Source organism: Streptomyces sp. NPDC104226, assembly GCF_055584085.1.
On record NZ_JBVJMS010000005.1, the window covers coordinates 568,313 to 586,298 of the forward strand.

The 17,986-nt window shown below is 73.7% G+C and carries 14 protein-coding genes; 10 read left to right on the forward strand and 4 right to left on the reverse strand.

The genetic code is table 11. The features are described from left to right. Positions 1-42 precede the first annotated feature (42 nt). Positions 43-1,137 (reverse strand): SGNH/GDSL hydrolase family protein, encoded by a 1,095-nt coding sequence (locus ACZ60J_RS19000; RefSeq protein ID WP_469683186.1) that lies wholly within the window; start codon positions 1,135-1,137, stop codon positions 43-45. A gap of 168 nt (positions 1,138-1,305) precedes the next feature. Between ACZ60J_RS19000 and ACZ60J_RS19005 the strand changes: the two genes are divergently transcribed. Beyond that, the gene (locus tag ACZ60J_RS19005; RefSeq protein WP_469683304.1) at positions 1,306-2,691 is read left to right on the forward strand and encodes a cystathionine beta-synthase; all 1,386 of its coding nucleotides are present in this window, start codon (positions 1,306-1,308) and stop codon (positions 2,689-2,691) included. A 336-nt stretch (positions 2,692-3,027) separates the two neighbouring features. On the opposite strand, the gene ACZ60J_RS19010 is transcribed toward ACZ60J_RS19005, so the two are convergent. Together ACZ60J_RS19010 and ACZ60J_RS19015 are read right to left on the reverse strand one after the other, a co-directional pair. After that, on the reverse strand, positions 3,028-3,417 hold the full coding sequence (locus tag ACZ60J_RS19010) for a hypothetical protein (RefSeq protein ID WP_469683188.1): 390 nt from the start codon (positions 3,415-3,417) through the stop codon (positions 3,028-3,030). Positions 3,418-3,426: 9 nt separating this feature from the next. Beyond that, the gene (locus ACZ60J_RS19015) at positions 3,427-4,779 is read right to left on the reverse strand and encodes an MFS transporter (RefSeq protein ID WP_469683190.1); all 1,353 of its coding nucleotides are present in this window, start codon (positions 4,777-4,779) and stop codon (positions 3,427-3,429) included. Between the two features lie 306 nt (positions 4,780-5,085). Here ACZ60J_RS19015 and ACZ60J_RS19020 point away from each other — a divergent pair, with 306 nt between their 5' ends. Continuing rightward, complete coding sequence (locus ACZ60J_RS19020) at positions 5,086-5,928, forward strand: MurR/RpiR family transcriptional regulator (protein WP_469683192.1); 843 nt, start codon at positions 5,086-5,088, stop codon at positions 5,926-5,928. 503 nt (positions 5,929-6,431) lie between these two features. Here ACZ60J_RS19020 and ACZ60J_RS19025 read toward each other — a convergent pair. Next, on the reverse strand, positions 6,432-7,817 hold the full coding sequence (locus ACZ60J_RS19025) for a type III PLP-dependent enzyme domain-containing protein (RefSeq protein WP_469683194.1): 1,386 nt from the start codon (positions 7,815-7,817) through the stop codon (positions 6,432-6,434). Between the two features lie 95 nt (positions 7,818-7,912). Here ACZ60J_RS19025 and hutU point away from each other — a divergent pair, with 95 nt between their 5' ends. The 8 genes from hutU (at position 7,913) to ACZ60J_RS19065 (ending at position 17,927) form a co-directional block, all read left to right on the forward strand. Further along, the gene (hutU, locus tag ACZ60J_RS19030) at positions 7,913-9,577 is read left to right on the forward strand and encodes a urocanate hydratase (protein ID WP_469683195.1); all 1,665 of its coding nucleotides are present in this window, start codon (positions 7,913-7,915) and stop codon (positions 9,575-9,577) included. Between the two features lie 35 nt (positions 9,578-9,612). Next, positions 9,613-10,803, forward strand: a complete 1,191-nt coding sequence (locus ACZ60J_RS19035; protein ID WP_469683306.1) for an allantoate amidohydrolase — start codon at positions 9,613-9,615, stop codon at positions 10,801-10,803. After that, positions 10,794-12,158, forward strand: a complete 1,365-nt coding sequence (locus tag ACZ60J_RS19040; RefSeq protein WP_469683197.1) for a formimidoylglutamate deiminase — start codon at positions 10,794-10,796, stop codon at positions 12,156-12,158. The genes ACZ60J_RS19035 and ACZ60J_RS19040 overlap by 10 nt, the downstream gene beginning before the upstream one ends. A gap of 209 nt (positions 12,159-12,367) precedes the next feature. Beyond that, positions 12,368-13,549: an imidazolonepropionase gene (gene hutI / locus ACZ60J_RS19045; RefSeq protein ID WP_469683199.1), complete on the forward strand. Its 1,182-nt coding sequence runs from the start codon at positions 12,368-12,370 to the stop codon at positions 13,547-13,549. 133 nt (positions 13,550-13,682) lie between these two features. Continuing rightward, complete coding sequence (locus ACZ60J_RS19050) at positions 13,683-14,378, forward strand: LPXTG cell wall anchor domain-containing protein (protein ID WP_469683201.1); 696 nt, start codon at positions 13,683-13,685, stop codon at positions 14,376-14,378. Positions 14,379-14,395: 17 nt separating this feature from the next. Continuing rightward, positions 14,396-15,427, forward strand: coding sequence for a hypothetical protein (locus ACZ60J_RS19055; protein WP_469683202.1), 1,032 nt, complete (start codon positions 14,396-14,398; stop codon positions 15,425-15,427). Positions 15,428-15,432: 5 nt separating this feature from the next. Beyond that, entirely contained in the window at positions 15,433-16,629 is a 1,197-nt protein-coding gene (locus ACZ60J_RS19060; RefSeq protein WP_469683204.1) for a hypothetical protein, read from the forward strand. Continuing rightward, a complete protein-coding gene (locus ACZ60J_RS19065) occupies positions 16,626-17,927 on the forward strand; it encodes a hypothetical protein (RefSeq protein ID WP_469683206.1) in 1,302 nt (433 codons plus the stop codon). The genes ACZ60J_RS19060 and ACZ60J_RS19065 overlap by 4 nt, the downstream gene beginning before the upstream one ends. Positions 17,928-17,986 lie beyond the last annotated feature (59 nt).

Below are 17,986 nucleotides of genomic sequence, written 5' to 3' on the forward strand. Positions count from 1 at the left end.
TACCGGGACCGCATGCGAAGTTACCGCCCCGTACCGTCGAGGTCACGGCCCTTGCGATGTGACTCCGGTCGCTCTGGGCACATCCGCGGCGTCCCCCGCCGCACCGCCCGCCGGGGTGCCCGGCGCGCCGCCCGGCCCGGCTCCCGCGCCCGGCTCCGTCAGGTCCTCGCCCGGCACCCGGCGCCTGCGCCGGTACTTGAGCAGCGCCCACGCGCCGCGGGCCCCGGTCACCTCGGTGCCGGCCTGGCCCGCCGCGGCCGAGGCCGCCTTGGCCAGCGGGAGCATGTCCTCGTTGCGCGAGACGTCCAGCCGGTCCGACTCGGGCCACACGCCCAGGGCCGCGCACAGGGTCGGCAGTATGGCCATCGCCGCGGTCGCGTACCCCTCCGCCGACGGGTGGTAGGAGTCCGGTCCGAACATCTCGCGGGGGTTCGCCGCGAACTCCGTCCCCATCAGGTCGCCGATCGAGACCGTACGGGCGCCCAGCGCGAGCACCCCGATCGTCTGGGCGGCCGCGAGCTGGCGCGAGACCCGGCGGGCCAGCCACCGCAGCGGCTGGTAGACCGGCTCGATGGTGCCGAGGTCCGGGCAGGTGCCGACCACCACCTCGGAGCCCGCGAGCCGCAGCCGGCGTACGGCCGCGGTCAGCAGCCGCACCGACTGGGTGGGCGGCATCCGGCGGGTCACGTCATTGGCGCCGATCATGATCACGCACACGTCGGGGGGCGGGACGTCGCCGTCCAGCAGCAGCCCCGTCTGGCGGTCCAGGTCGTCCGACATCGCGCCCGAGAGCGCCACGTTGCGCAGCTCGACCGGCCGCTCGGCCACCGCCGCCAGCCCCGAGGCCAGCAGGGCTCCCGGAGTCTGCCGGGCCCGCCGCACCCCGAGCCCGGCGGCCGTGGAATCACCCAGCACGCCGAACCGCAGCGGGCCCGGACTGAGCTCCGGGCCGCCGAACTCGCTCCCGTACAGCCCGTCCGCGCGCGGCGGATCCGGCAGGCCGGTCCCGACCGTCCGCTTCGCGAACTGCATCTCCGCGACCACAAGCCCCACCGCTGCGGCTCCGACGAGCCCGAGCCCGCCACCGCCGTACGCCGCCCCCGCCGCGATGCGGCGGGCCGTCCTCGCCCTGGACACCCTTCAAGCCACCTTCTCGGTCCCGTTGGCCGGATCCCTGCGCCGTCCTTGCAGACCCTGCCGTCCTGTTGACCTACCTGCCCCGTACGGACGGTCGGCCAATCCCTTTCCGCATAGTCTGGCGGTGCCTCCCGGAGAACCCGTGGAGTCCCCTCCTTGGAGAACATGGTGCAATTCCACGACTCGATGATCAGCCTCGTCGGCAACACCCCGCTGGTGAAGCTCAACCGTGTGACCGAAGGCCTCCAGGCCACCGTCCTTGCCAAGGTCGAGTACTTCAATCCCGGCGGATCCGCGAAGGACCGGATCGCCGTACGGATGATCGAGGCCGCCGAACAGAGCGGAGCACTCAAGCCCGGCGGCACCATCGTGGAGCCCACGAGCGGCAACACGGGTGTAGGACTCGCCATCGTGGCCCAGCAGAAGGGCTACAAGTGCATCTTCGTCTGCCCCGACAAGGTCTCCGCTGACAAGATCAACGTCATGCGCGCGTACGGCGCCGAGGTCGTGGTCTGCCCGACCGCCGTCGACCCCGAGCACCCGGACTCGTACTACAACGTGTCCGACCGCCTCGTGCGCGAGACCCCGGGCGCCTGGAAGCCGGACCAGTACAGCAACCCGAACAACCCGCGCTCGCACTACGAGACCACCGGTCCCGAGCTCTGGGAGCAGACGGACGGGAAGATCACCCACTTCGTCGCGGGCGTCGGCACGGGCGGCACGATCTCGGGCACCGGCCGGTACCTCAAGGAGGCCTCCGGCGGCAGCGTGAAGGTCATCGGCGCCGACCCCGAGGGCTCGGTCTACTCCGGCGGCTCCGGCCGCCCGTACCTCGTCGAGGGCGTCGGCGAGGACTTCTGGCCGACCTGCTACGACGCCGAGGTGGCCGACGAGATCATCGCGGTGTCCGACAAGGACTCCTTCCAGATGACCCGCCGCCTCGCCAAGGAGGAGGGCCTGCTCGTCGGCGGCTCCTGCGGCATGGCGGTCGTCGCCGCGCTGCGGGCGGCCGAGGGCCTCGGCCCGGACGACGTGGTCGTCGTCCTGCTCCCGGACAGCGGGCGCGGCTACATCAGCAAGATCTTCAACGACGAGTGGATGGCCGGACACGGCTTCCTGGAGGACGCGGGCCCCTCCGCCCGCATCCGGGACGTGCTCGCGGACAAGGCGGGCGGCATCCCCTCCCTGGTCCACATGCACCCCGAGGAGACCGTCGGCGAGGCCATCGAGGTGCTGCGCGAGTACGGCGTCTCGCAGATGCCGATCGTCAAGCCGGGCGCCGGCCACCCCGACGTGATGGCCGCCGAGGTCATCGGCTCCGTCGTCGAGAAGGAGCTCCTCTCCGCGCTGTTCGCGGGCGGCGCCTCGCTCGGCGACCCGCTGGAGAAGCACATGAGCGCGCCGCTGCCGCAGGTCGGATCGGGCGAGCCCGTCTCCGAGCTGATGGCGGTGCTCGGCGAGGCCGACGCGGCGATCGTGCTGGTCGAGGGCAAGCCGACCGGTGTGGTGAGCCGTCAGGACCTGCTGGCGTTCCTGGCCAAGGGCGCCAAGTAGCCCGAACGGGGTACGGGGCCCGCGCGCGGGCGACGCGCAAACGGTACGGGCCCGTCACGTGACGGCAGCACCCGCTTAACAAGGCTCCGGCACAGTGGTGGTCGTCGGCAGGGGAGCCCGGGAAACCGGGACCCGGCCGGCACCACGAACGGCGTCGGCGCACCTCCGGAGCGGCTCCCGGACCGCGCGGGACGCCACGGACGCGCGGACGGCCCTGACCCGGCCCGTGTCCTGCGCGGGGACCGCCGTCGTCCCGCCCCCGGGAAACCGGGGTGCGGCGGTCCCCGCGCACACCCCTGTGCGGGGGTACCCGTCGGTCCTGTGCGGGGCTGCCCGTCAGTCCAGCGCGTCGGTGCCGCGCTCGCCCCGGTGACGGCGGCGGAACTTCGTCGCGTGGACGTAGTTGACGCCCAGGATGCCGAGCCAGGCGACGATCAGACCGCTGAGATGGGCCTGGGCGGCGCCGATCGCCGAGAGCGGGATCGCCAGCACCAGGGTGATGATCGCGAAGCCGAAGCGCTCGCCGAAGTTGCCGTCCGGGGAGTCCGCCGCACCCGGATGGGTACCGCGGGCAGCGGTGAGCCGCTCCTCCGCGAGGCGCCGGCGCACCTGCGTGTCGACCTTCTCCACGAACGAGTCCACCAGCGCGGCCTCGTACTCCGACCCCAGCTCCCGCCGGGCGTCGAGCGTGGCGGAGAGTTCCTTCTTCAGCTCCTGCGACTCCATCCCGTCACCCTAGGAGCCGCCGGCCCCGGCGGCACTGGGGCTAGCCCCCGTATCGAGGGAGGGGCCCCCGCCGCGGGACGGTACCGCGCCGCCGGAGGGCCCCGCATCGCGGGAGGGCGTCGCATCGCGGGAAGGCGCCGCATCGCGCCGCACGAGGCTGCGGACGGGCCGGACGACGACCAGGGCGAGGGCGCAGCCCAGGCTGATCGCGGCGCCGGCCAGCAGGAGCGGGCGGACTCCGGCGAGGCTGCTCGCCGGGCCCGACAGGACCTGGCCGAGCGGGATGGCGAGGATCGAACCGCCCACCTCGTACGCCGTCACGCGGTTGAGCCGGTCCTCGGGGATCTGGGTCTGCACCGTGGTGGACCACTGCACGCCCCAGAACGCCCAGCCCACACCGCTGATCGCGTAGCCGAGCATGAGCAGCGGCAGGGCCGGGACCAGGGCCGCGGCCAGCGGCATCATCGGGAACAGGAACATCGCGAAACCGCCGCCGAGCAGCGGGCGGACCGGGCGGACGCGGATCGCGACGAGCCCGCCGAGGACGCAGCCGGCCCCGAAGGCGCCCTCCGCGTACCCGAAGGCGGCCTTGCCGTGCTCGGCGATGATCGAGGCCGCGCCGAGCGGGGTGAGCGGCCCCCAGACGAAGACCCCGAGCACCCACCAGATCAGGATCACGGTCCACAGCCAGGACCTGGAGCGGAACTCGTCCCAGCCCTCCCGCAGGTTCGTGAGGGTGGACTGCGAGCGGTCGGGTACGAAGCGGGGGAGACGCAGCGCGAGCAGGCAGACCCCGCTGATCGCGAAGGTGGCGGCGTCGATCACGAAGACCCAGGCGGTGGAGGTCGCGGCGACGAGCACGCCGGCGAGCGCCGGCCCGGCCATCGTGGCCATCCCCTGGCTCACCCGCAGCACCCCGTTCGCCTGGGTGGGGTCGGTGGAGACCTGGGGGACGAGACTGGAGGTGCCCGGCTGGAACATCGCGGTCGCGATGCCGCCGAGGACCGATCCGCCGATGACGAACCACAGGGCGGGGTGGCCTAGCCAGAGGTAGACGGCGAAGGAGCCCTGCGCCACGCAGCGGACGGCGTCGGCGCCGATCATCTGGGGGAGGGGGTGGAAACGGTCCGCGATCACCCCGCCGAAGACGACGAAGAGGGCGAAGGACCCCATCCAGGCGCCCAGCGCGTACCCGATGCCGCTCACCCCGTAGCCGAGGGAGATCATGGCGACGGCCAGGGCGACCGGCATCATCGTGTCGCCCAGCATCGACACGACGCGGGCGGTGAAGAACAAGCCGAAGTTCCGGGTCCACAGGCGGGTTGCGGGCCGCGGCGGGGCGGAGACGGACGAAGACACCATGGGGGCCAATTCGCTTGGATTCGGTGGGGGGTTGACCGGGTGGAGCTCGGCGGCCGGCCCTTGAGGATCAAGCTCCGGCGGTGGGCCGGTCAAGCGAATTGACGGGGGGCGGGAGGGGGGTCGGCGAGGGCGCCGGGGAGGTGTCGGGAGCGGCGCCGGGAGCGGCGCCGGGGAGGTGCCGGGAGGTCTCGGATGACGGGATCGGGTTGCCGTCCTGCATAGCCGCATGCAGAGTGCTCGGTGACTGAATATCCCGTCGGCGGCCGCTGGGCCGCAGGGTGGGCGGGCGGGACGGAGGGGTACAGGATGAGCGAGAGCCCTGCGGCTCGGCTGCAGAAGCTGTTCGAGGGGCACCGGCTGACGCCGACCCAGCGGCGGATCGCGCACTGCATGGTGCGCGGCGCGGCGGAGGTGCCGTTCCTGTCGAGCGTGGAGCTCGCCGAGCTGGCCGGGGTGAGCCAGCCGTCGGTGACCCGGTTCGCGGTGGCGCTGGGCTTCGACGGTTATCCCGCGCTGCGCCGGCACCTGCGCGAGGTGGCTCCCGCGGAGCGGGCGGGGGGCGGCGAAGAGGACGCGTACAACGAGTACCAGCAGGCCGTGCAGGGCGAGATCGAGAACCTGCGGCAGCTCTCCGCGATGCTCGCCGACCCGGCGCCGGTGCGGGAGGCGGGGCGGCTGCTGGCCGGGTCGAGGCCGCTGGCCGTCCTCGGGCTGCGCGCGGCGTCCTCGCAGGCGCGGGGGTTCGCGTACTTCGCCGCGAAGGTCCATCCGGACGTACGGCTGCTCGACGAGGGCGGCTCGATGCTCGCCGACCGGATCGACGCGGCGGTCGGTGCCGGGGCCTCGGCCCTGCTGTGCTTCGCGCTGCCGCGTCATCCGAAGGAGGTCGCGGAGGCGCTGGAGCATGCGCGGGGGGCCGGGCTGACGGTGGTCACGGTCGCCGACTCCGCCTTCGCGCCGGTGGCCCGCCACTCCGACCTGCTGATCCCGGCACCCGTCGGCACCGGCCTGGCCTTCGACACGGCGTGCGCGCCGATGCTGCTGGGGCGGGTGCTGCTGGAGGCGATGGCGGACGCGCTGCCGGACGCGCAGGCCCGGCTGGAGGCGTTCGACGCGGGGGCGGCGGCGCGGGGGCTGTTCGTGGAGTAGCGGGCTGCGGGTGGGGGTCGGGGCCGGGGCCGGGGTGGGGTGTCGGTCTGGACTGCATGATTTAGGCGCCCCCTGCCCTACTCCGACAGGGCGCGGCCTGTTTCCGCGCCACAAATCACGCTCTACGTCCAGACCGACACCCCACCCCGTCCCCGTCCCCGCCCCACGCAGCAACCCTCCGACCCCGGTGAGTTGTCCAGCCGCCTGGGGGCATTTCAGCCGTCCGGCGTTTGAGGACCGGGGTCTGGGGCGGAGCCCCAGGGGTCCGGGCGCAGCCCGGGGCCCCTTCCCGGTCCCGGCCGTCTTCAGCCTCGCCGGCGTTTGAGGCGCGGGGTCTGGGGCGGAGCCCCAGGGGGTCCGGGCGCAGCCCGGGACCCTGTCTTTCAGCCCGTCCGGCGTTTGAGGACCGGGGTCCGGGCAGCGCCCGGGGAACGGTGGAAGGGCGGGTAGGGGACCTCGCCCCGCGCAGCGGGCCTGCTGCGGGGCACGGCCCGGGGGCTTCGTCAGAGCGGGGTGGTCGGGGTGTCCCCGCCTGCCTCCGCCACGAGTTCCCGCAGGGACTGGGCCGGTCGGGCCAGGGTGAAGCGGACTTCGTCCGAGGGGGTCACGGTGAAGCCGTGGATCGGGGGGCGCGGGAGGCTGTTGTAGCCGTAGTGCGCGGTGAAGGCGTACGCCCCCGTGTCGGGGACGCAGACCAGGTCCCCGGGGGCGAGGAGCGGCAGCTCCCGCGCCGATGCCAGGAGGTCGCCCGCGAAGCAGGCGGGGCCGGCGATGTCCTGGGCGGCGAGGGGACCGGTCAGCGGAGCCCCCTTCGCGGAGTAGGGGAGGATCCGCAGCGGCCAGGCCGCGGGGGCGTAGACGGTACGGGTCGCCAGCTGGACCCCGGCGTGCGTGAGCGCGATCGGCCGGCCGCCGGTGGTCTTCGTGTACTCGACGCGGGAGAGGGTCAGGCCCCCTTTGGCCGTCAGGGACCGGCCGAACTCCGTGACCAGGCCGTACGCCCCCGAGAAGAGCCCGGGGACGGCCGTGCGCAGGGCGTCGACGTACTCCGCGTAGGTGGGGGCGGCCGCGTCCGAGGTGAAGTTCACCGGCAGGCCGCCGCCGATGTCGAGGGTGTCGACCTGGCGGCGTCCGGCCGCCGTGTTGATTTCCTCGGCCAGGGCGTGGAGTTCCCGTACGCCTTCGGCGATGAGGGGCAGCGGGACCCCCTGGGAGCCCGAGTGGGTGTGCAGTCGGGTGAGCCACGGCCGGTCCAGGCAGGCCCGTACGAGCCACTCGCGCGCGCCCGGATCGCGCAGGGCGATGCCGAACTTGGAGGTGGCCGTGGCGGTGGAGAGGGCGTCGATGGTGCCGGCGCCGGTCTGGGTGTTGATCCGTAGGCCGATCGGGGAGGCGGTGGGCGCCGTTGCGACGAGGGCGTCGAGCCGTTCCAGCTCCTGGCGGTTGTCGGCGTTCACCGCGACGCCCAGGGCGAGGGCCTCCCGCAGTTCGGCGGCCGTCTTCGCGGGGGAGTCGAGGACGATGCGCTCCGGCGCGACCCCGGCCGCGCGGGCCAGGGCCAGTTCGCCGGGGCTGGCCACCTCGCAGCCGAGCCCGGCGTCGGCGAGCAGCCGCAGTACCGGGACGAGCGGGGCCGCCTTGACGGCGAAGGCGTGCAGGACGGGGGTGCCGGGGGCGAGGGCCCGGGCGAAGGCTTCGGTCAGGGCGGCGGCGGAGGCGCGGATGCCGGCCGTGTCGAGCAGGCAGAGGAGGGGGGAGTCCTCGTCGATCAGGCCCTGGTCCACGGCGGCCCGTACGGCCAGGTCGCGTCGCCGGGCGGAGCGCTCGGCGGACTGCTCGGCGGGGCCTGCGGCGGTTTGCGCGTGTGCGTCGACTGCCATGTCCGCCATCCCATCATACGGCGCGTCCCTCCGCAGCTGTTGACTGAATCTATTCAGGGGGCGAGGATGTGAATGGATTGACCAACATCGGAGGAGGCACCGCCATGTCAGGACCCCGCCCCGTACGGGCCGCACGAGGTACCGAGCTGAGCACCCTGGGATGGCAGCAGGAGGCCGCGCTGCGGATGCTCCAGAACAACCTCGACCCCGAGGTCGCGGAGCACCCCGACAAGCTCGTCGTCTACGGCGGCACCGGCAAGGCCGCCCGCGACTGGCGCTCGTACGACGCCATGGTCCGCACCCTCCAGACCCTCAAGCAGGACGAGACGATGCTCGTCCAGTCCGGCCGCCCGGTCGGCGTGATGCAGACCCACGAGTGGGCCCCGCGCGTGCTCCTCGCCAACTCCAACCTGGTCGGCGACTGGGCCAACTGGGAGGAGTTCCGCCGCCTGGAGAACCTGGGCCTGACCATGTACGGCCAGATGACGGCCGGTTCGTGGATCTACATCGGCACCCAGGGCATCCTGCAGGGGACGTACGAGACCTTCGCCGCGGTCGCCGCCAAGAAGTTCAACGGGACCCTGGCCGGCACCATCACCCTCACCGCCGGCCTCGGCGGCATGGGCGGCGCCCAGCCGCTGGCCGTGACGATGAACGACGGCGTCGCCATCTGCATCGACGTCGACCCGCGCGCCATCGACCGCCGCATCGAGCACCGCTACCTCGACGTCAAGGCGAACGACCTGCGGCACGCGATGCAGCTCGCCGTCGAGGCCCGCGACGCCCGCAAGCCGCTCTCCATCGGCCTGCTCGGCAACGCCGCCGACCTGCTCCCGCAGATGCTCGCCGAGGGCGCGCCGATCGACATCGTGACGGACCAGACCTCCGCCCACGACCCGCTCGCCTACCTGCCGACCGGCGTCGACTTCGACGACATGGCCGACTACGCCGCCAAGGACCCGGCGGGCTTCACCACCCGCGCGCGAGAGTCCATGGCCAAGCACGTCGAGGCCATGGTCGGCTTCATGGACGCCGGCGCCGAGGTCTTCGACTACGGCAACTCCATCCGCGGCGAGGCCCAGCTCGCCGGCTACGACCGCGCCTTCGCCTTCCCCGGCTTCGTCCCCGCCTACATCCGCCCCCTCTTCTGCGAGGGGAAGGGCCCCTTCCGCTGGGCGGCGCTGTCCGGCGAGGCCTCGGACATCCACAAGACCGACAAGGCGATGCTGGAGCTCTTCCCCGAGAACGAGTCCCTGCACCGCTGGATCAAGATGGCCGGCGAGCGCGTCCACTTCCAGGGCCTGCCCGCCCGCATCTGCTGGCTCGGCTACGGCGAGCGCGACAAGGCCGGCGAGCGCTTCAACGAGATGGTCGCCGACGGCACCCTCGCCGCCCCCCTCGTCATCGGCCGCGACCACCTGGACTGCGGCTCGGTGGCCTCCCCGTACCGCGAGACCGAGGCCATGCTCGACGGCTCCGACGCGATCGCCGACTGGCCGCTGCTCAACGCCATGGTCAACGTGGCCTCCGGCGCCTCCTGGGTCTCCATCCACCACGGCGGTGGCGTCGGCATGGGCCGCTCCATCCACGCCGGGCAGGTGACCGTGGCCGACGGTACGAAGCTCGCGGGCGAGAAGATCCGCCGCGTGCTCACCAACGACCCGGGCATGGGCGTCATCCGCCACGTCGACGCCGGCTACGACATCGCCGAGACGGTCTCCGACGAGCGCGGCGTCCGCATCCCGATGCGGGAGGGCGACTCCGCGTGAGCGAGGACGCCACCGCCGGAGCCTCGTTCCACGAGATGTGGGCCGAGCTCCGGCCCATCGGCCGGCACGCCGACTCCGGCGGCTACCGCCGCTACGCCTGGACCGGCGCCGACGCCGACTGCCGTACCTGGTTCCAGGCGCAGGCCGAGGCGCGCGGGCTCGCGTACGAGACCGACCGCAACGGCAACCAGTGGGCCTGGCTCGGCGACCCGCTGGCCGGTGACGCCGTCGTCACCGGCTCCCACCTGGACTCCGTCCCCGACGGCGGGGCCTTCGACGGCCCCCTCGGGGTGGTGTCCTCCTTCGCGGCCCTGGACGAACTCCGCAGGAGGGGCGCGGAGTTCGCCAGGCCACTTGCCATCACCAACTTCGGTGACGAGGAAGGGGCCCGCTTCGGCCTCGCCTGCGTCGGCTCCCGGCTGGCCGCCGGGCAGCTGACCAAGGAGAAGGCGTACGCGCTCCGCGACGCGGACGGGATCTCCCTCCCGCAGGCCATGGAGGCGGCCGGATACGACCCGGCCGCCATCGGCGCCGACCCCGAACGCCTCGCCCGCATCGGCGCCTTCGTCGAACTGCACGTGGAACAGGGCCGTGCCCTCGACCTCTCCGGGGACCGGGTCGGCATCGCCTCCGCGATCTGGCCGCACGGCCGCTGGCGCTTCGACTTCCGCGGCGAGGCCAACCACGCCGGCACCACCCGGCTGGCCGACCGCCGCGACCCGATGCTCACGTACGCGCAGACCGTGCTCGCGGCCCGCGCCGAGGCGGCCCTCGCCGGGGCCGTGGCCACCTTCGGGAAGATCTCCGTCGAGCCCAACGGGGTCAACGCCATCCCGTCGCTGGTCCGCGGCTGGCTCGACTCCCGCGCCGCCGACCAGGCCACCCTCGACACGGTCGTGACCGCGATCGAGAAGGCCGCCCGCGAGCGCGCGGACGCGGAGGGGATCGACCTGGACGTGGTCCGGGAGTCCTTCACCCCGGTCGTCGAGTTCGAGCACGCCCTGCGCGAGGAGATGAACCGGATCCTCGGCGGGTCCGTCCCCGTGCTCGGCACGGGTGCGGGACACGACGCCGGGATCCTCTCGGCGGCCGTCCCGACCGCCATGCTGTTCGTGCGCAACCCCACCGGGGTCTCGCACTCCCCGCGGGAGTTCGCCGCCGAGGACGACTGCGTGGCGGGCGTCCTCGCCCTCGCCGACGTACTGGAAGGCCTGGCGTGCCGTTGAAGACGTACTGGCTGGAGCACGCCTGGCTCGGCACCCATGTCGAGCCGGGCGTCGCCCTGACCGTGTCCACCAGCGGCTCCGCCGCGGAATCAGACGACGGGCGGATCTCCGCCCTGCGGACCGGGGTCGAGACCCCGCCCCCGGGAGCGGAGGTCCTGCGCGGCCTCACGGTCCCGGGCCTCGCCAACGCGCACAGCCACGCCTTCCACCGGGCCCTGCGCTCGACGGTGCAGGTCGGCTCGGGCACCTTCTGGACCTGGCGCGACTTCATGTACAAGGTCGCCCAGAACCTCACCCCGGACAGCTACTTCGCGCTCGCCCGCGCCGTCTACGCCGAGATGGCACTGGCCGGCATCACCGCGGTGGGCGAGTTCCACTACGTCCACCACGCCCCCGGCGGAGTCCCGTACGCCGACCCCAACGCCATGGGCGAGGCCCTGATCGCGGCCGCCGCCGAGGCCGGCATCCGCATCACCCTCCTCGACACGGCATACCTGTCCGCGGGCTTCGGGGAAGCCCCCAACCCGCACCAGCTGCGCTTCTCCGACGGCACCGCGGACGCCTGGGCCGAGCGGGCCTCGGCCCTCAAGCCCCGCGAACACGCCCTGATCGGCGCCGCGATCCACTCGGTCCGCGCGGTACCGGCGGGACAGCTCGCCACCGTCGCCGCCTGGGCGTCCGAACGCCGGGCACCGCTGCACGTCCACCTCTCGGAGCAGACCGCCGAGAACGACGCCTGCCTGGCGGCCCACGGCCGCACCCCGACCCAACTGCTCGCCGACCACGGGGTCCTCGGCCCGCGCACCACCGGGGTGCACAACACGCACCTCACCGACGCGGACATCGCGCTCCTGGGCTCCACCACCACCGGCACCTGCATGTGCCCCACCACCGAACGCGACCTCGCCGACGGCATCGGACCGGCCGTACGCCTCCAGCGCGCGGGCAGCCCGCTCTCCCTGGGCAGCGACAGCCACGCGGTGATCGACCTGCTCGAAGAAGCGCGGGCGATGGAGCTGAACGAGCGCCTGAGCAGCCGTACGCGCGGGCACTGGACGGCGAACGCCCTGCTCACGGCCGCCACCGAGGACGGGCACGCCGCCCTCGGCTGGACGGAGGCGGGCCGCCTGGAGGCGGGTGCGCTCGCGGACTTCACCACGATCGCGCTCGACTCCGTCCGCACGGCCGGTGCGCTGCCCCGGCTCGGCGCGGAGACGGCCGTCTTCGCCGCCTCGGCGGCGGACGTCCGCCACACGGTGGTGGGCGGCCGCCACATCGTCCGTGACGGCGCGCACACCCTTGTCCCCGACGTCCCGTCGGCCCTGGCCGACTCCATCGCCGCCCTCCGCGGCTGACCCCCCGCCTGCGGCGTGCTCCTTCCCCCACCCCGCCCCTTCCCGAAACCGGGGCTCCGCCCCGGACCCCGCGCCTCGAACGCCGGCGGGGCTGAATTCAGCCGCGCGGCGTTCGAGCGCACCGGCGCGGAGCGCCGGCAACGGGTCCGGGCGGAGCCCGGTTTCGGGAAGGGGAGGGGTGGGGGAACGAACAGTCCTGAGAGGAACCCATGACGACCACCACCGTCATCACGAACATCGGCAGCCTCGTCACCAACGACCCCGCCCTCGGCGACGGCTCCCCCCTCGGCCTGATCCAGGACGCGGCCGTCGTCATCGAGGACGACAGGATCGCCTGGGTCGGCCCCGCAGCCCAGGCCCCCGCGGCGGACGGGACCCACGACGCGCAGGGCCGGGCTGCCATCCCCGGCTTCGTCGACTCCCACTCCCACCTCGTCTTCGCGGGCGACCGCACCGCGGAGTTCAACGCCCGCATGTCCGGCCGCAGCTACTCCGCCGGAGGCATCCGCACCACCGTCGCCGCCACCCGCGCCGCCTCCGACGCCGCGCTCGAAGCGAACCTGGTGCGCCACCTCCACGAGGCCCGCCGCCAGGGCACCACCACCTTCGAGACCAAGTCGGGCTACGGCCTCACCGTCCAGGACGAGGCACGAGCCCTCCGCATCGCCGCCGCGCACACCGAGGAGGTCACCTACCTCGGCGCGCACATCGTCTCCCCGGACTACGCCGACGACCCGGCGGCTTATGTGGACCTGGTCACCGGCGAGATGCTGACCGCCTGCGCCCCGTACGCCCGCTGGGTGGACGTGTTCTGCGAGAAGGGCGCCTTCGACGGGGACCAGGCCCGGGCGATCCTCACCGCCGGCGCCGCCGCCGGACTGATCCCGCGCGTCCACGCCAACCAGCTCTCCCACGGCCCCGGCGTCCAGCTCGCCGTCGAGCTGGAAGCCGCCTCCGCCGACCACTGCACCCACCTCACCGACGCCGACGTGGACGCCCTCGCGCAGGCGGCCGGCACGACCGTCGCCACGCTGCTGCCCGGTGCGGAGTTCTCCACGCGCGCGCAGTGGCCCGACGCCCGCCGGCTGCTGGACGCGGGGGCCACCGTGGCGCTGTCGACCGACTGCAACCCGGGCTCCTCCTACACGAGTTCGATGCCGTTCTGCATCGCGCTGGCCGTCCGTGACATGGGGATGACCCCGGACGAGGCCCTGTGGTCCGCCACGGCCGGCGGCGCCCGCGCCCTGCGCCGCACCGACATCGGCGTCCTTGCCCCCGGCGCCCGTGCGGACCTGGCCCTGCTCGACGCGCCCAGCCACGTCCACCTCGCCTACCGGCCGGGCGTCCCGCTGGTCTCGGCCGTCTGGCAGAAGGGTCTCAAGACGGCCTGAAACAGGCTGAATCCGGACTGTTGATACGGCCCTGTCCTTTGTCTTCCCTCCGTAGGGCCCCGGGGCTACCTTGAGCCACCAATCTGATGTGCCGTCAGTAACTTGTGGCCCAAGGTTCGAGGGGAAGACGAAGGTGTCCGACCGGAAACGCTCCACCGCGCTCGCGCTGGCCTCCGCGCTGGCGGGGGCGGCGGTACTGCTGGCCGCCCCCGCAGCCCATGCGGCCGTCGTCGACGTCCAGTACGACTGCAAGACCCCCATCGGGGACAAGTCGGCGGTCTCGCCGATCGAGATCAAAGGAGTCAAGGAGGGCAGCGGGTACAAGCTGACGATGTCCTTCCAGAAGGGCGTCTCCTCCAGCCCCATCGAGCTCGGCAAGGGCGCGATGACGCCCAGCGCCGTGATCGTGGTCGACGGCGCGGAGAAGGTGTCGGTACCGGTCTCCGGTCCGCCCAACCCCGAGGCCATTCCGGCCAACACCCCCATCAAGATCACCGACCTCTCGGGCACCTACACGCCCAAGAAGTCCGGCAAGGTCACGCTCACCGCCGGCGTGCTCACGATCAAGGCGATGGGGACGACCACCACCTGCACCCCGGGCAACAGCCCCAAGCCGTCCCTCGAACTCGACGTGACGGCCCCCGGAGGCGGCAGCGCCACCGGCTCCACCGGATCTACGGGCTCGACCGGATCCACCGGTGACAGCCTCCCGCAGACCGGTCCCGAGGACTCCGCCATCGCCCTCGGCACCCTCGGCGCCACCGTGATCCTCTCCGGCGCGGCCGGCGTGCTCTGGCTGACCCGCCGCGGCCAGCGGGCCCGGTCCTGAACGGAGCGCACCCGGCCATGTCCGTGCCCCGTTCGCCCCGAAGGTCCGCAGGGCTGCTTCGCGCCGCCCTCGCCGCCGTGGCCGCCGCCGTGCTCTCCTGCACGACGGCGGCCACGGCGGCCGCCGACGAGCCCGGCTGGACCGCCGAGCCCGTCGCCGGGAGCGCACCGGCGGCGGCGAAGTCCGGGGCCCGCCCGTACTTCTACCTCGCGGGCACCTCCGGCACGGTGCTGGAGGACCGCCTCGCCCTGGCCAACACCAGCGACCAGGAGCACACCATCACCCTGCGCGGCGCCGACGCCTACAACACGGCGGACGGCGCCTTCGCCGTGCGCCCCGCCAGGGAGTCGGCCGGCGCGGGCCTCTGGATCAGCTTCGGCGCGGTCACCACGGTCAAGGTCCCGGCGCGCACCCGCGCCGTGGTCCCCTTCACCGTCACCGTGCCGCCCGGCTCCCCGCCCGGGGACCACCCGGCCGCCGTCGTCGCCACCGAGGCCGGGCGCGAGGTGGGCGTACGGGTCCACCTGCGCGTCGACGGCCCGGCGCTGGCGGCGCTCACGGTCGAGGACGTCGCCGTACGGGGCAAGGGTGCGACCGCGCGCGTCGCGTACACGCTGGTCAACCGCGGCAACGTGGCCCTCGCCCCCGAGCTCGCCATCAGCGCCGAGGGCGCCCTCGGCAAGGTCGCCGGCCGCAGCGTCCGCAGCCTGCCGGTCGAGGTGCTGCCCGGCCAGCGCGTCGAGCTGACCGAACCCTGGCCCGGCGCGCCCGTGTTCGACCGGGTCGCCCTGACCCTCACCGTCACGGCCCCCGGCGGGGCCCGCGCCACGGGGAGCACCTCGGCCTGGTTCGTGCCCTGGGGCATCGCGGGCGCGACCGGCCTCGGGCTGCTGGGCCTCGGCGCCGTCGTGGCGGCCGCGCTGCTCCTGGAACGCAAGCGGCGGACCCGGTCCGGCGACGGGCCCGGATCCGGGCCCGCACCGCACGGGAGCGCCGTACCCGAAGAAGCACCAGCGCCGGATCACGAGTTGACGGGAGCACCCAGGTGAGCGCCATGGCCGGTGGGAGACACGGCGGGAAGGTCAGGGCCCTGGTCGCCGCGGGACGCGCGGGGCTGGCGGCAGGGCTGGCGGTGTGCGCGCTGGCGCTGTCCACCGCGGCCCCGGCCGCCGCGGACGACGGGCCCAAACCCGCCGTGGCCCTCTCGCTCAAGGAGGCCGCCAAGGGCACGGAGATCGCCGTCACCGGAACGGGCTGGCGGCCCAAGACCATGGTGATGCTGCTGGTCTGCGGCCAGAACATGATCGGCGGCACCAACAGCTGCGCCAACGCCGACGGCGTGGCCGTCTCCGTCGCCGACGACGGGCACTTCTCCGCCCAGCTCCCGGTGGTCGCCCCGCCCAAGCCCTGCCCCTGCGTGGTCAACGTGACCTCCGTCAACGGGGACCAGTCCACCGTCGCCGCCCCGTTGAAGATCACCGACCACCCGGTGGCCGACCTGCCCGCCGAGGGCGGCACGGCCCGGCTCGCGCTGCTCACCGGGGTCCGGCTCAAGGGCGAGGACGGGGTGCTGACCTGGTTCGGGGCCCCGCCCGGCCGGAAGTTCACGGTCACCGTGGGCAACCTCGGCTCCGCCGCGGTCAAGGACCCGGTCTTCCAGCTCGGCACCGCCCACGGGGTGTTCGCGCCGACCTGGGAAGAGGTCCGCTGGAAGGGCACCGTCCCGCCCGGCGGCAAGGCCGAGGTCTCCCTCGACGCCACCCTGCCGGCCGGCGCCCACGGCGACTACACCCTCTCCCTCAAGTACGGGGAGACGGTCCTGGCCACGCAGCCCTGGGGCGTGGCCCGCCCGTACGGGGTGCTGCTGTTCTGGGGCCTGCTCCTGCTGGTGATCCCGGCCGCGATCTTCCGGATCGGCATGGCCGTCGTCGACAAGGCCCGCCCCCGCGCGGGTCTCGCGGCGGGCGGCCGCCACCGCGGCTCCCGGCCGCAGCCCGACCCGGCGGCGGCGGTGACCGCCCGGCTGCCCCGGATCCCGGCGGTACGGGGGCCCGCGCGAGGCCCCGTACGAGGACCGCTGGCCCGCTCCGCTCCGCCGGCCGAACCCCCACAGACCACCACGGCGGCACTGCCGTGGTTCACCCCGGACAGCGCGCCGGGGACACCGGAAACAGAGGCACCTACCGAAGCACCTGCACCACAGACGTCCGCACCGTCTGAGAACAGTCCGACGACGAAGGGACTTCAGTGAACACCCAACGGAGGGCGAGCGCGGCCGCTGTCGCGCTGCTGCTCGGCGGCGCGGGCATCGCCATGGGGGCCACGCCGGCTCAGGCGGCCGTGGTCGACGTGCAGTACGACTGCAAGACGCCGATCGGGGACAAGTCGGCGGTCTCGCCGATCGACATCAAGGCCGTCAAGGAGGGCAGCGGGTACAAGCTGACGATGTCCTTCCAGAAGGGCGTCTCCTCCAGCCCCGTCGAGCTCGGCAAGGGCGCGATGACCCCGAGCGCGAAGATCGTGCTGGGCGGCGCGGATCCGGGGGAGGTCGACGTCACCGGCCCGGCCAACCCCGAGCCGATCCCGGCCAACACCCCCATCAAGATCAGCGACCTGTCGGGCACCTACACGCCCAAGAAGTCCGGCAAGGTCACCTTCACCGCCGGCGTCCTGCTGATCAAGGCCTTGGGCACCACCTCCACCTGCACCCCGGGCAACAATCCGGGGCCGTCCCTGGAGCTGGACGTGACGGCCGGCGGCGGCACCACCCCGCCGACCACGCCGCCGCCGACCAGCAAGCCGCCCACGAGCCCCCCGCCCACCAGCAAGCCGCCGACCACCCCGCCGCCCACGTCGGCTCCGCCCACCAGCCCCGCGCCCTCCCCGTCCGGCGGCGGCCAGACGGACTTCCCCGGCCAGACCGTGGACGTCACCTTCGACTGCGGGTCCTTCATGCCCGGCGGCCCCCTGAAGGGCAAGGTGACGATCAACGCGAAGAAGAACGGCGGCAGCTACGACCTGACCGCCACCACGGCCAAGGGCGTGATGAACAGCCCCATGGACCTCCCGGCGGGCGCGCTCCAGCCCGCCATGGACGTCAAGCTCGGCGGCGCCGACAGCGGCACCGTCAAGGTCACCGGTCCGGGCAACGCCGAGCCGATCAAGGGCGGCGCGCCGGTCAGCCTCAGTGACATGAAGGGCACCTACAAGCCGGGCAAGACCGGCAAGACCACGCTGACCCCGGGCAACCTGACGATCAACGTGGTCATGGCCCCGGGCTCCGCGCCGATCGTGGTGCCCTGCACGGCGAGCGGAGCCACGGCCTCGCTCACCCTGGACACCGCCGCCCAGCCCGGCGGCTCCGGCACCTCGGGCGGGAGCACCTCGGGCGGCGCCTCCGGCTCCGGCACCCCGGGCGGCCTCGCCCAGACCGGAGCGTCGGACGACGGCGGCATCAAGGCCCTGGCCCTGGTCGCCGGCACGGTCATGCTGCTCGGCGCGGCGGTCTTCACCTTCACCCCGTGGCGCCGCCTGCGCGGCCAGCGGTAACCCGTGACAGCAGAACGGCCCGGCACACCGTGAGGTGTGCCGGGCCGTTCAGGTCCGCG

What these genes read in the sequence shown, in the direction of transcription:
- ACZ60J_RS19020 (WP_469683192.1), top strand. Translation starts at nt 5,086, where the DNA reads ATGAGCGAGAGCCCTGCGGCTCGGCTGCAGAAGCTGTTCGAGGGGCAC.
- ACZ60J_RS19025 (WP_469683194.1), bottom strand. Translation starts at nt 7,817, where the DNA reads ATGGCGGACATGGCAGTCGACGCACACGCGCAAACCGCCGCAGGCCCC.
- hutI (WP_469683199.1), top strand. Translation starts at nt 12,368, where the DNA reads ATGACGACCACCACCGTCATCACGAACATCGGCAGCCTCGTCACCAAC.
- ACZ60J_RS19055 (WP_469683202.1), top strand. Translation starts at nt 14,396, where the DNA reads ATGTCCGTGCCCCGTTCGCCCCGAAGGTCCGCAGGGCTGCTTCGCGCC.
- ACZ60J_RS19015 (WP_469683190.1), bottom strand. Translation starts at nt 4,779, where the DNA reads ATGGTGTCTTCGTCCGTCTCCGCCCCGCCGCGGCCCGCAACCCGCCTG.
- ACZ60J_RS19060 (WP_469683204.1), top strand. Translation starts at nt 15,433, where the DNA reads ATGGCCGGTGGGAGACACGGCGGGAAGGTCAGGGCCCTGGTCGCCGCG.
- ACZ60J_RS19035 (WP_469683306.1), top strand. Translation starts at nt 9,613, where the DNA reads ATGTGGGCCGAGCTCCGGCCCATCGGCCGGCACGCCGACTCCGGCGGC.
- ACZ60J_RS19010 (WP_469683188.1), bottom strand. Translation starts at nt 3,417, where the DNA reads ATGGAGTCGCAGGAGCTGAAGAAGGAACTCTCCGCCACGCTCGACGCC.
- hutU (WP_469683195.1), top strand. Translation starts at nt 7,913, where the DNA reads ATGTCAGGACCCCGCCCCGTACGGGCCGCACGAGGTACCGAGCTGAGC.